Annotated in this window: 11 protein-coding genes; 4 read left to right on the top strand and 7 right to left on the bottom strand. The window is 67.1% G+C overall.

What is annotated here, in order from left to right; all coding sequences use genetic code 11:
* Positions 1-9 precede the first annotated feature (9 nt).
* Together AC5RUM_RS04270 and AC5RUM_RS04265 are read left to right on the top strand one after the other, a co-directional pair.
* A complete protein-coding gene (locus AC5RUM_RS04270) occupies positions 10-1,440 on the top strand; it encodes an amidohydrolase family protein (RefSeq protein WP_494033749.1) in 1,431 nt (476 codons plus the stop codon).
* An 8-nt stretch (positions 1,441-1,448) separates the two neighbouring features.
* Positions 1,449-2,177 carry a maleate cis-trans isomerase family protein gene (locus AC5RUM_RS04265; RefSeq protein ID WP_494033748.1) on the top strand — a complete coding sequence of 243 codons (729 nt, stop codon included), beginning with the start codon at positions 1,449-1,451 and terminating at the stop codon, positions 2,175-2,177.
* 94 nt (positions 2,178-2,271) lie between these two features.
* Here AC5RUM_RS04265 and AC5RUM_RS04260 read toward each other — a convergent pair whose 3' ends face one another.
* The 6 genes from AC5RUM_RS04260 to AC5RUM_RS04235 all read right to left on the bottom strand — a co-directional run bounded on the left by AC5RUM_RS04260 (position 2,272) and on the right by AC5RUM_RS04235 (position 8,236).
* Positions 2,272-3,192, bottom strand: coding sequence for a diacylglycerol/lipid kinase family protein (locus AC5RUM_RS04260; protein WP_494033747.1), 921 nt, complete (start codon positions 3,190-3,192; stop codon positions 2,272-2,274).
* Positions 3,193-3,353: 161 nt separating this feature from the next.
* Positions 3,354-4,727 (bottom strand): NAD(P)(+) transhydrogenase (Re/Si-specific) subunit beta, encoded by a 1,374-nt coding sequence (locus AC5RUM_RS04255; protein ID WP_494033746.1) that lies wholly within the window; start codon positions 4,725-4,727, stop codon positions 3,354-3,356.
* Complete coding sequence (locus AC5RUM_RS04250; protein WP_494033745.1) at positions 4,724-5,071, bottom strand: NAD(P) transhydrogenase subunit alpha part 2; 348 nt, start codon at positions 5,069-5,071, stop codon at positions 4,724-4,726. The genes AC5RUM_RS04255 and AC5RUM_RS04250 overlap by 4 nt, the downstream gene beginning before the upstream one ends.
* Positions 5,071-6,255: a Re/Si-specific NAD(P)(+) transhydrogenase subunit alpha gene (locus AC5RUM_RS04245; RefSeq protein WP_494033744.1), complete on the bottom strand. Its 1,185-nt coding sequence runs from the start codon at positions 6,253-6,255 to the stop codon at positions 5,071-5,073. The genes AC5RUM_RS04250 and AC5RUM_RS04245 overlap by 1 nt, the downstream gene beginning before the upstream one ends.
* A gap of 288 nt (positions 6,256-6,543) precedes the next feature.
* A complete protein-coding gene (locus AC5RUM_RS04240) occupies positions 6,544-7,620 on the bottom strand; it encodes an ATP-dependent DNA ligase (RefSeq protein ID WP_494033743.1) in 1,077 nt (358 codons plus the stop codon).
* Positions 7,621-7,720: 100 nt separating this feature from the next.
* A complete protein-coding gene (locus AC5RUM_RS04235) occupies positions 7,721-8,236 on the bottom strand; it encodes an OsmC family protein (protein ID WP_494033742.1) in 516 nt (171 codons plus the stop codon).
* A gap of 148 nt (positions 8,237-8,384) precedes the next feature.
* On the opposite strand from AC5RUM_RS04235, the gene AC5RUM_RS04230 reads away from it, so the two are divergent.
* Both AC5RUM_RS04230 and AC5RUM_RS04225 read left to right on the top strand, forming a co-directional pair.
* Positions 8,385-9,356 carry a TIGR03885 family FMN-dependent LLM class oxidoreductase gene (locus tag AC5RUM_RS04230; protein ID WP_494033741.1) on the top strand — a complete coding sequence of 324 codons (972 nt, stop codon included), beginning with the start codon at positions 8,385-8,387 and terminating at the stop codon, positions 9,354-9,356.
* Positions 9,353-11,047 carry an alpha-amylase family protein gene (locus AC5RUM_RS04225; RefSeq protein WP_494033740.1) on the top strand — a complete coding sequence of 565 codons (1,695 nt, stop codon included), beginning with the start codon at positions 9,353-9,355 and terminating at the stop codon, positions 11,045-11,047. Before AC5RUM_RS04230 ends, AC5RUM_RS04225 begins: the two co-directional genes overlap by 4 nt.
* 13 nt (positions 11,048-11,060) lie before the next feature.
* Here the strand turns inward: AC5RUM_RS04225 and AC5RUM_RS04220 are convergent, their stop codons facing one another.
* Complete coding sequence (locus tag AC5RUM_RS04220) at positions 11,061-12,803, bottom strand: glycoside hydrolase family 13 protein (protein ID WP_494033739.1); 1,743 nt, start codon at positions 12,801-12,803, stop codon at positions 11,061-11,063.
* Between the last annotated feature and the right edge of the window lie 175 nt (positions 12,804-12,978).

The raw sequence follows: 12,978 nt of genomic DNA, 5'->3' as shown, positions 1-12,978 counted from the left end.
AGGACAATGATGTCCCACACCCCAGAACTCGTGGTCGCCAACGGCACCGTCGTCAACAGCTTCGGCCGCCAAAACGCCCACGTCGTCGTCCACGACGGCAAAATCGCCAGGCTCGTCGACGCCTCGGAGCCGGTCCCCGAGGCTAGGCGCACCATCGACGCCGCCGGCCGGCTCGTGATCCCCGGCGGCGTGGACGGGCACTGCCACGTGGCCCAGGTGACCGGACGGTTCCGCACCCTGGACGACTACAAGACCACCTCCACAGCAGCGCTGTGGGGCGGCACCACCACGATCATCGACTTCGGCATCCCCCGGGACGCCCGGGAGACCCCGCTGGCCGCCGTGCTGAACAAGAAGGAACTCGCCCGGGAGTCACGCTGCGACGTCGCACTCCACGGTTCGGTGGTCAGCTGGGATGAGACCGTGCCGTGGCAGCTCGAACAGCTCACGGCCGAAGGCGTGCGGTCGGTCAAGATGTACACCACCAACCGCGGCACCACCATGGCCGACGGGGACACCATCCTCAAGGTGATGCGCGAGATGGTGCGGTTGGACGGCCTCACGTACATCCACGCCGAACACGACCCCATCATCGCGGACTGCACCGCACAGCACGCCGACGACGGCCGGATCGGCATCGAGCACCTGCACCGGACCCGCCCGGAGCTGGCCGAGGAAACCTCGGTCAGGGAAACCCTGGCCATGGCCGAATACACCCGGGCTCCCGTGTACTTTGTCCACCAGTCAACCCCCGGAGCCGTGGACCTCGTCACCGCTGCCCGCAGCAGCGGTCAGGAGGCGTACTCCGAGACGTGCCCCCACTACCTCACCCTCGATGATTCCGTCTACGGTTCGGCCTTCCCCGAATGGTATGCCTGCTGCCCGCCGATGCGGAGTGCCGAAACTGTTGCCGCCCTCAAGGAGCGCCTTGCCGACGGCGCCGTCCACACCGTCTCCTCGGACCACTCCTGCTACGACCTCTCGCAGAAGCGCGAACGCACCGATGACATCCGGGCCATGCCGCACGGCCTGCCCGGCGTGGAAACGCGGATGCCCGTCACGTTCACGGCCATGATGGAATCCCCCCGCAACACGGTGGAGGACTTCGTGGAGGTCTTCTCCGCCGGCCCCGCCCGGATCAACGCGGTTCCCGGCAAGGGGACCATCGCCGAGGGCTTCGACGCCGACCTCGTGATCTTCGATCCCGCCGAGGAACGCACGGTCGACGGCGGGAGCCTCCACATGGGCACGGACTTCTCCCCGTTCGACGGCGTCCGGCTCACCGGCTGGCCCGCCGTCGTGGTTTCCGCCGGGCGCGTGGTGGTGGACGCCGGCAGCTTCCACGATCCCGGCCCGGTGGGCCGCTTCGTGGCCCGCAACGGCTTCCGCGAACACACAGCAGCACCCGCCACGCCGGCGACGGTCCCCACAACGTTTTAGGAGCACCCATGCCTTCCGCAACACGCAAGACCCGCATCGGCATGATCGTGCCGTCTTCCAACACTTGTCTTGAACCGCAGAGCTACCGCATCCTGGGTGGCCGGGACGACGTCACCATCCACTTCACCCGGATCCCCGTGACCCGGATTGCCCTGGACGACTCCTCCGATAAGCAGTTCGATCCGGCCGTCATGCGTGATGCGGCTGCGCTCCTCGCGACGGCGGACGTGGACGTCATTGCCTGGAACGGCACCTCGGGGTCCTGGCTCGGAGCGGACCACGACCGTGAGCTGGTGCGGGAGATCTCCGAAACCACCGGCATCCCGGCCACGACGTCAACGCTTGCCTATCTGGAGGCGTTCCGGTCGTTCGGCACGGAGCGGATCGGGCTGTTCACGCCATACACGGAGGACGTGAACCTTGCCGTCATCACCTCCTATGAGCAGGACGGCATCAAAACGGTGGGCCACCGCGCCCTGGGCCTGAGCGACAACGAGTCTTTCGCACGGGTCACCGACGAGGAGATGCGCCCCGGTTCACTGGAACTGGCGGCAGCGGCGCCGGACGCCCTGGTCTACCTGTGCACCAACCTGTACGGTGCCAACATCGCGGCCGAAGTCGAGGCCGAAACCGGTGTTCCCGTACTGGATTCCGTGGCTGTGACCCTGTGGCACTGCCTCAAACTTGCCGGGTCCCCCTTGCTCGCACCAAGGTGGGGCAGGCTGCTCGCGGACTGACACCAGCCCGCCGATACAGCAGCCCGGACAAGACAGACGGCGGCGGGACGCCCACTGGGAGCGGCCCGCCGCCGTCGACACTTAAACCCTTGCGCTACATGCGGATCCTGAGCGCACCCGGCTCCAGGCGGATGGCCATGTGCTTACCGGCGCCGACGTGGTCACCGTCGAGCTGGAACTCCTGCTCATGCTCCAGGGTGACCTCCGCGCTCTTGCCCTGGAAGTACTCCGCTGATTGCCTCTTGTTCTTCCTGCGGCCGAAAATGCCTGCTATGACACCCAGCCAGCCGAACCTGCCGCGCGGGGCCAGGACCAGCAGGTCAAGGAGGCCGTCGTCGATCTTCGCCTCAGGAAAAATCTCTATTCCCCCCATGAGCCGGCCGCAGTTGCCGATCATCACACTGCGGATCCGGCGCTTGACCGGGTGCTTGCCCTCCATGCGAACGGTGGCCCTTATGGGCTTGCCGGGCAGCTTGCGGATACCCGCTTCGACGTAAGCGAGCCAGCCCATGCGGTCCTTGAGGACATCCACTGTGTCCGCCATGATGGCGGCGTCGTAGCCCACTCCGGCCATCACCAGGAACACGTTCTCGCCCTCGGAGTGGTCGAAGCTGCACCTGACCACGTCCACGGTGCGTTCCGTGCCATTCAGCACGTCATACGCTGCAGAGACGGGGTCGCTGACGTCCAGGCCGAGGTTGCGGGCCAGCAGGTTGCCGGTTCCGAGCGGCACCAGCCCCAGCGGAGTGTCGGTTCCTGCGAGCACCTCCGCCACACAGCGCACGGTGCCGTCGCCGCCGGCGGCGATAACGACGTCGACCCCGGCCTCCACCGCCTGGCGGGCCTGGCCAATGCCCGGATCCTCAACGGTGGTTTCCAGCCACAGCGGTTCAGCCCAGCCCTGCGTGTCGCACAGCCGGACCAGCGCGGCGCGGAGGTCTGCGCCAGCGGCGACCTTGGCGGGATTGATGACCACGGCGGCCCGTTGCGGCGGGGAGGCGTTGTTCGCTGGCATGATGTCCTTCGACTGATGAGGGCGGCAAAGCCGCGGAACTCAAATGGTAGCCGGATTCCCTGAAATTACGCAGCATGCTTCGTAAATCCTGCCGCCACGAGCACAACACGTGTTCTTCACCGGACGGGTGCCCGACGGGTGCTCTCAGCGACGGCGCGCTCCTACAGCGCCTTGACGGCACCCAGCACCTTCGTGAGCGACTCTTTGGCGTCGCCGAACAGCAGGGTGGTCTGCGGCTCGTACATGAGGTCGTTTTCGATCCCCGCGAAGCCCGGGCGCAGCGAGCGCTTGAGGAACACCACCTGCCGCGCGTCGGCCACCTCGAGGATGGGCATGCCGTAGATCGGCGAACCGGCGGACGTCTTGGCCGCGGGATTGACGACGTCGTTCGCGCCAACGACCAGCGCTACGTCGGCGGTCCGGAACTCGGAGTTGATTTCACCCATCTCCTTGAGCGACTCGTACGGCACATTGGCCTCGGCCAGCAGCACGTTCATGTGCCCCGGCATGCGTCCGGCCACCGGGTGGATGGCGAAGTCCACGCTGATGCCGCGGGACTCCAAGGCCAGGGCGAGCTCCGCGGCGGTGTGCTGTCCCTGCGCCACCGCGAGGCCGTACCCGGGCACGATGATTACCCGCTGCGCATAGCCCAGGAGCACCGCCACGTCCTCCGCGCTGGAGGAGCGGACGGGGCGGTCGCTGACCGCCGTCGATCCCGCCGTCGAACCTCCCCGGAACGCCCCGAAGAGTATGCCGGCAACGCTGCGGCCCATGGCCGCCGCCATGGCCCGGGTGAGAATGGTGCCCGAGGCGCCCACCAGCGTGCCCGCCACCACCAGGAGCACGTTGCCCAGCACCAGGCCGGAGGCCGCGACAGCGAGGCCGGTGAACGCGTTGAGCAGGGAAATGACGATCGGCACGTCCGCGCCGCCCACCGGCAGGACCAGCAGCACGCCGGCCACCAGTCCGAGCAGCAGGAGCACCAGCGCGAGCGCCAGGGAACCGCCCAGAACGACGGCGGCCCCGGCCCCCACCGCCGCCAGCAGCACCGCGCCCATCACGGCAGGCAGACCCGGGAACACCACCGGGCGGGTGGTCATCAGCTCCTGCAGTTTGGCGAACGTGACGCCGGAACCGGAGAAGGAGACGGCACCTACGAGCAGGGTAAAGACGACGGCAAGGCGCATCCAGGTGTCCTCGGCGTGGGGCAGTTCGAGCAGCGCCACCAACGCGGCCGCACCGCCGCCCACGCCGTTGAAGAGCGCCACGAGTTGCGGCATCTGGGTCATCTGGACGCGGCGGGCCACCGGAGCTGCCACGCCGGATCCCACGGCGATGGCGCCCACGATCCACGGGATGTTGTCCAGCCGGACGGAAAAGAAGACCGTCACGACGGCGACCAGCGCACCAAAGGCGCCAATGAGGTTGCCGCGGCGTGCCGTGCGCGGCGAGTTCAGGCCCTTGAGGGCGAGGATGAAAAACACGGCCGCCACGAGGTAGAGCAGCGACGTCAGCGTGGGGTCAAGGAGTGTCATTTAACGCTCTCCTGGCCTTCGCGGGACGCGCCCTTGCCGGATGTTCCTGGCTGTTTTTCCGTCTTGCCCGAGCGCCCCCGGAACATTTCCAGCATCCGGTCCGTCACCACGAAGCCGCCGACGAGGTTCGCGGTGGCGAGAACGACCGCGAGGAGTGCGACGGCGAGCACCCACGGGTGTGCTGCCTGGCCCGCAACAATGATGGCGCCCACCAGGATGATGCCGTGGATGGCGTTGGCCCCGGACATCAGCGGGGTGTGCAGCGTGCTGGAGACTTTGGAAACCACTTCAAAGCCCACGAAGACCGCCAGCACGGTGATCGTGAGCAGGCTGATGCCGTCCATCAGACCACCCCCTCGTTCTCGGACGCCTTCTCGTTTTCTGCCGCGAGCGCGGCGAGCGCCTCCGCCGTGGGCGGATGCCGCACCACGCCGTCGTGCGTCAGGCAGGCGCCGGCAATCACATCGTCGTCGAAATCCGGCGCCACTGTGCCGCCGCGGGTCATCAGGGCCAGCAGGTTGGCCACGTTCTTTGCGTACAGCCGGGAGGCGTCGGTGGGCATGGCGGACGGCGCGTCCTTCAGGCCGACAACAGTTACGGCGCCCCGGCCGTCGGCGGTCGGGAACTGGACGTCCCGTCCCGGCAGGGAACCCTCCACGTTGCCGCCGGACTCCGCGGCGAGGTCGACGACGACAGACCCCGGGCGCATTGCCTCCACCATGTCCCGGGTCACCAGGAGCGGTGCCCGCCGTCCGGGGACGGCCGCCGTCGTGATCAGCACGTCCGCTTCGGCGACGTGCGGCGCCAGCAGCCGGCGCTGCAGGGCACCGCGGTCGGCGCTGAGCTCGCGTGCATAACCGCCCGACGCCTCCGCCGTCTCAAGGTCCAGTTTGATGAACGTGCCGCCCATCGAGGTGACTTCCTCCGCGGAGGAGGGACGGATGTCGTTGGCCGAAACACGGGCACCGAGCCTCTTCGCAGTGCCGATGGCCTGCAGCCCGGCCACGCCGACGCCGAGCACCAGGACCCGCGCGGGCGGGACGGTTCCGGCGGCAGTCATGTAGAGGGGAAAGAAGCGGGGCAGCCGGATGGCCGCCTCCAACACGCAGCGGTAGCCGGCCACAAGCGCCTGCGAGGACAAGGCATCCATGGACTGGGCGCGCGATATCCGCGGGACAAGCTCCAGGGCGAACGATGTGATGCCTCCTTCGGCGAGTTCCCTCACGGTGGCGAGTTCGGACGACGGCGAGGCGAGTCCCACAGTGACGGCCCCCCGGCGCAAAGCTGCCGCCGTCGGAAGCTCGAGCGGACGGACATGGGCGTACACATCGAGTTCGCCGAGGTCCAGGTCCTGAACCACCAGGGCGCCGGCCTGCAGGTAGTCGTCGTCACCGTGCCCCGCGAAGACCCCCGCCCGGGACTCGACCAGCACCTCAAGCCCCAGTCCGGCCAGCTGTTTCACGGTCTCTGGCGTCGCGGCGACCCGCCGTTCGCCTTCCCTGCGCTCCCGCGCGATGCCCAGCTTCACCCGCCACTTCCTTCCAACGGGTGCAGCGGCGCTTGCACTCCTCGGGTCCCGCCCAGGGCAGGATTCACGGAGCGGCGCTGCTGCACGTAGTTGGCTAGAGTCTATGGCCCCGGGAGGCCGGGCGGTACGTCATTCATGGGGGCAAATTTCAGCTGTAGCCGCTGGTTTGCCCCAGGTTCAGAATGACCGGCGCAGGTGCGTCCCGCCGTCGTGACCCCTTTTGCCTGCCAAACGCCCCATGACACGGCGAGTCCCCCGCCTATTCGGCCGGATTAGCTTCAAAGAAGGTCACGACGGCGGCCCTGCCAGCACTTCTGCGAGATCGAACTTCACCGGCTCCTCCAGCTGCTCATACGTGCACGATTCCGGTTCGCGGTCCGGGCGCCAGCGGACAAACTGCGCCGTGTGCCGGAACCGCTCGCCCTCCATATGGTCGTACTTCACTTCCAGCACCCGTTCTGGGCGCAGCGGGGTGAAGGACAGGTCCTTTCCCGCGCTCCAACGGCTGCCCTCGGCATTGCGCGGCGTGCGGGTCCCTTCCTCCTGCTTGGCCCAGGCCCACGGGTGGTGGTCAAAGTCGGTCACCAGCGGCTGCAGCTCCTCGAAAAGCTCCTTCCGCCGCTGCATGGGTAAGGCGCCCACCACCCCTACGCTGGCCAGTTCGCCGTCGGGCCTGTACAGGCCCAGGAGCAGGGATCCGATGGCAGCCGGGCCGCTCTTGTGCAGCCGGTACCCGGCCAGGACGCAGTCTGCCGTGCGCTCATGCTTGACCTTGAACATGACCCGCTTGTCCGGCTGGTATACGCCGTTGAGGGGCTTGGCGATGATCCCGTCGAGGCCTGCGCCTTCAAACTGGTGGAACCATTTTCCGGCCAGCTCCCGGTCCTGCGTGGCGACGGTCAGGTGCACCGGAGCGCTGGCGGCGGTGAAGACTTCCTCCAGGGCTGCGCGGCGCTCCGCGAAGGGCCTGCCGCTGAAATCCTCATCGCCCAGTGCCAGCAGATCAAAGGCCACGAACTTGGCGGGCGTCTGCTCGGACAACAGTTTCACGCGGCTCGCGGCCGGGTGGATCCGCTGCTGCAGGGCGTCGAAGTCGAGCCGGTCCCCGGAAGTCCCCACCAGCACGATCTCACCATCGAGCACGCATTTTGGCGGCAGATTCGCCTTCAGCGCTTCCACGAGCTCGGGGAAGTAGCGCGTCATCGGCTTTTCGTTGCGGCTGCCGATCTCCACGTCGTCGCCGTCACGGAAGATGATGGACCGGAACCCGTCCCACTTCGGCTCGTAGCTCATGGCCCCGTCCGGGATGGCGGCCACTGATTTGGCGAGCATCGGAGAAACGGGAGGCATGACCGGCAGCTGCATAGGCCCCATTCTTACCCGCGGCCCGCTCCCGCGCCACCCCCTCCGTGGCAACCGGCCGGTTGCCTAGGGGGCAGCGGGCGACGGCAAGGCCCACGCCGGATCAGCCGATGTCCACCCGGAGTTCCACGGGGACGGCACGCCTCACGGCATCGTCAACGGGGCAATGGGCCACGCCCCAGCTGATGATCGCGCGCAGTGTCTCCGCGTCAACGCCGGCGGCAACTGCCCGAACGCCAACCCCGGCGCTGATCGGCCCCGCAGGGATGTCTGCTGCAATCCCTAGGATGCCCCGGTCGTCAGACTCGCTGTCCACCGTGACCTCCAGCCGGTCCAGGGTGATCCCCGATTCTGCTGCCCGCATCGCAATGAGCGTGGCCACGCAGGACGCGTAGGCCGCGCGGAAAAGCCAGCCCGGGGACGGCGCGGTCCCGCCACCACCCACGCCCGCGACCATGTCCGTCACGGTGGAGGCACCGTCGTCGCCGGTGATCTTTATCCGCAGGCCGTCCTCAACCACAGCCGTGGCAGCACTGTCCCGGTAGCGCGCCTCTTCGGGGTTGGCGGTGAGATATTCGCGCGCAGCCTTTATGGCGGTGGCTATTTTGTCCTGTCCCATGGGTAGCGCCTCCGTTTGCTTCTCGCGCCGTCGTTCAGCGGACGGCCGTGTAATCGCCTGTGCTCCTGCCCGATAGGTTAGGGCTGAATCGGGAGCGCGGCCAGAGGTGGCCCTCGACACTGGCAACGGCCGCCGGTAGACATTAACGATGGCAGCCATCGGTTTTCACGCATCGCATGAACAGATCAGCCCGGGACAGCTCCTGAAGGATGTCCAGCACGCAGAGGAGGCCGGCTTCGACGCCGCCATGTGCTCGGACCACATCGAACCCTGGTCCGCGCGGCAGGGGCATTCCGGATTCGCCTGGTCCTGGCTGGGGGCGGCGCTGGCAACTACGAGGATGCGGTTCGGAGTGGTCAACGCCCCGGGCCAGCGCTACCACCCCGCCATCATCGCCCACGCCTCAGCCACGCTGGCCTCAATGTTCCCGGAGCGGTTCTGGGTGGCTCTGGGCAGTGGAGAGAACATGAACGAGCACATCACCGGGGACCCATGGCCGCTGAAGGAGACCCGCCAGCAGCGCCTGGAAGAGTGTGTCAGCGTCATCCGCCGCCTGCACGCCGGCGAGGAGGTCACGCACCATGGGCTGGTCACGGTGGAGCAGGCACGGATCTGGGATGTTCCGGAGCCCGCGCCGCAGCTCATCGCGCCTGCCATCAGCGTGGAGACGGCCCGACGCTCCGCCGCATGGGCGGACGGGCTGGTCACCGTGAACCAGCCCCATGACAAGCTCCACGAAATGCTTAGCGCGTACCGGGACCACGACGGCCGGGGCAAAGCGATCCTGCAGATCCACCTGTCCTGGGCCCCCACAGAGGAGGAAGCCGTGGCCATTGCCGGGGACCAGTGGCGGTCCAACGTTTTCGCCCCGCCCATCCCCTGGGATCTGCCCACCGCCGCCCATTTCGACGGGGTCAGCGCAGAGGTGGGCGAGGAACAGCTCCGCCGATCGGTGAACATCTCCGCCAGCCTGGACCAGCACGCCGAGTGGCTCGGGGAATACGCGGACCTCGGCTTCGACGAGCTGTATCTCCACTTCGTGGGCCAGCAGCAGGCTCCGTTCATCGATGCGTTCGCCGGCAAGGTGTTGCCCCAGCTGAAGGAGGTGCGCGCGGCATGAAAATCGCAGCGACCTCGGACCTGTGGTGGAAGAACGCCGTCATCTACTGCCTCGACGTAGAGACCTTTTTCGACGACGACGGCGACGGCACCGGCGATTTCGCCGGACTCACCCAGCGTGTGGACTACCTCGCGGCGCTGGGCGTGAGCTGCATCTGGCTCATGCCGTTCTACCCGTCGCCCGACCGGGACGACGGCTACGACGTCACCGATTTCTTCAGCGTGGACAGCCGGCTGGGCACCATGGGCGATCTGGTGGAGTTCATCCGCACGGCGAAGGACCGCGGCATCCGGGTGATCGCGGACTTCGTGGTCAACCACACCTCGAACCAGCATCCGTGGTTCCTGGAAGCCCGGAAGTCCGTGGACAACCCGTACCGCGACTTCTATGTGTGGCGCAAGGACACCCCGCCGGATACCTCCTCGGAAGTGGTGTTCCCGGGGGAACAAACGTCCATCTGGACCCAGGATGACGCCACCGGCGAGTGGTACCTGCACATGTTCAACGAGCACCAGCCGGACCTCAACGTCACCAACCCCAAGGTCCGGAACGAGATCGCCAAGGCCATGGGCCTGTGGCTGGAGCTGGGTCTGGAGGGTTTCCGGCTCGATGCCGTGCCGTTCTTCCTGGAAACCCGCGGGCAGCCCAAAGATGAGGCCGCCAACATCGATCCGCACGACTACCTGTCCGCCCTGCGCAGTTTCCTCGACCGGCGCAAGGGCAGCGCGGTGCTGCTGGGCGAGGTGAACCTGCCATACAAGGAGCAGCTGGAATACTTCGGCGGGGCCGAGGGCAACGAGCTGAACATGCAGTTCGACTTCATGTCCATGCAGCACCTCTACCTTTCGCTGGCACGGAAGGATGCCCGGCCATTGGCGGAAACGCTCAAGGCCCGGCCGCCGCTAAATCCGGACAACCAGTGGGCCATGTTTGTCCGCAACCATGACGAGCTGACCCTAGACAAGCTCAGTGACGGCGAGCGGGAGGAGGTCTTTGCCGCGTTCGGCCCGGAGAAGAACATGCAGGTATACGGCCGGGGCCTCCGGCGCAGGCTGCCGCCGATGCTGGGCGGCGACGCCGGCCGGATCCGGATGGTCTACTCGCTAATGTTCTCGCTACCAGGAACGCCAGTGCTGTACTACGGCGAAGAAATCGGGATGGGTGAGGACCTGCGGCAGAAGAGCCGGGCTGCAGTCCGGACGCCCATGCAGTGGACCAGCGAGAAGAACGGCGGGTTCTCGGATGCCAAGGCCTCCGACCTGATGGCTCCTGTGGTGCGCGGGGACTTCGGTCCGGACAACGTCAACGCGGCAGCTGCCAAGCGCGACCCGGAGTCACTGTGGAACTTCATGGCCACCCTCATCCAGCGCTACCGCGAGTGCCCCGAACTGGGCTGGGGAGAGTTCGCCGTCATCGACCAGCCCGAGCCGGCAGTCTTCGCGCACACCTGCAGCTCGGCCGGGACCACCCTGGTGCTGCTGCACAACTTCGGCGAGGACACCGTAAAGGTCAGCGGGAACGTGGGGCCCAAGGATGGCCCGCCCAGGGCTTTCAAGAGCGCGGTCCTGATGGACCTGCTCGACGGCGGCAACGAAGACCTGGAGCCCGACGGCGGGTTCACCGTCGAACTGGGACGCTACGGCTACCGCTGGTTCCGCGTGCACAGGCCTGGCGACAGACCGGCTCCTTAGCGGTGCGGCACACCTACGGCGTGCGGCGCAGCACCTTCACTTCCCAGGGCCGCAGCCCAAGTCCGGGCGCGGGCGGATAGTTCCCCAGCACAAGCTCCGCGCCCTCCCAGTCGGCGAGGTCCACGCGGGCGATGTCCACGTGCTGGTCGCTGCCCGAAAAGTTGCCCAGGACCAGCAGTTCGGCGTCCGGGAGTGAGCGCCGGAATGCGTAGACGTGTTCGTCGTCGGGCAGCAGCATGGTGAAGTCACCGTAGGCCACCACGGGGTCCGTATGGCGCAGCGCGATCACCTGGCGGTAGAAGCTGAAGACCGACGCGGGGTCGTCCACCTGCGCTGCGGCGTTGATGGTGTTGGCGTTGGGATTGACCGCGATCCACGGCGCGCCCGTGGTGAAGCCGCCGTGACGGCTGGCATCCCACTGCACGGGCGTCCGGGCGTTGTCCCGGTTCAGCGGAGCCAGTGCCGCGAGAACCTCGGCGTCGGTGTGGCCGAGGTGCGTGGTCGCCTCCCGGTGGTGGTTCAGGACCTCGATGTCGCGGTAGTCGCTGATGGCGCCGAATGCCATGTTCGTCATGCCCAGCTCTTCGCCCTGGTACACGTACGGGGTGCCGCGGTGCAGGTGGAGAACGGCCGCCAGCATCTTGGCGGACTGCTCGCGGTATTCTCCGTCGTCCCCGAAACGGGATACCGCCCTGGCCTGATCGTGGTTGCCCCAGTAGAGGCTGTTCCAGCCACGCTCCCCCAGGGCTTCCTGCCAGCGGCCCAGGGACTGCTTCAGGTCGGCGAGCCGGAGTTTCTTGGGACGCCATTTGTTGCCGCCCTCCTGGTCCAGGGCCACGTGCTCGAACTGGAACACCATGTCCACTTCCCTACGCCCCTGGTCGGTGAACAGCACGGCGTCATCCACCGTCACCCCCGGCATTTCACCCACGGTGAGCAGTTCCTTGTCGCGCCCGGCAAACACTTCCCGGTGCATCTCCTGCAGGAATTCATGGATGCGGGGACCGCAGATGTAGTGGGGCCCGCCGTCGCCGTAGAGCATGCCCTCGGCGACGGGGCCGTCCGGCAGGGACTGGTCCTTGGAGATGAAGTTGATGACGTCCATCCGGAAGCCGTCCACGCCGCGGTCCAGCCACCAGTTCATCATGTCGTACACCGCTGCCCGCACGTCCGGGTTTTCCCAGTTGAGGTCCGGCTGCTTCCTCGAAAAGAGGTGGAGGTAGTACTCGCCGGTCGCGGCGTCGTACTCCCAGGCAGGGCCGGAGAACGCTGACCCCCAGTTGTTGGGCTCTGCCCCTGCGGTGCCGGGCTCCACGCCATCCCGCGGCGGCCTCCACCAGTACCAGTCCCTCTTCGGGTTGTCCTTGCTCGAGCGCGACTCCACGAACCAGGGGTGCTCGTCGGAGGTGTGGTTGACGACGAGATCCATGACCAGCTTCATGCCGCGGGCGTGCAGGCCCTCGAGCAGTTCATCCAGGGTGTCAAGGCCGCCGAAGACGGGGTCGATCTCGCGGTAGTCGCTGATGTCGTAGCCGTTGTCATCCTGCGGCGAGCGGTACACCGGGGAAAGCCAGACGACGTCGACGCCGAGTTTTTGCAGGTAGTCCAGCTTGCCGATGATCCCCTTCAGATCCCCCACGCCGTCGCCGTCGGAGTCGGCGAAGCTGCGCGGGTAGATCTGGTACACCACCGCGCTCTTGAACCATTCCCTGCCGGCGCGGTAGGCCGTTTCTGCCTCGGTCTCCTCGATGGTCATGGCTGGTTCCTCCCGGTCGGCGTGCGGACTGCTGGCCCACTGAAGAGTCTTGTGAAAGAAGATTGCCGGGTCAATCCCTGCCTGCGGACCGACCGGACGAGGTTCTTTCGGCGAAACCGGCCCGGCGCCTGAAACTAACCGGGCCCTAACGGGCAGGAAACGAAGGCGCAACAAT

The sequence above is a fragment of the Arthrobacter sp. B2060 genome (assembly GCF_059090445.1).
This window is presented reverse-complemented; position numbering and strand designations above follow the sequence as displayed.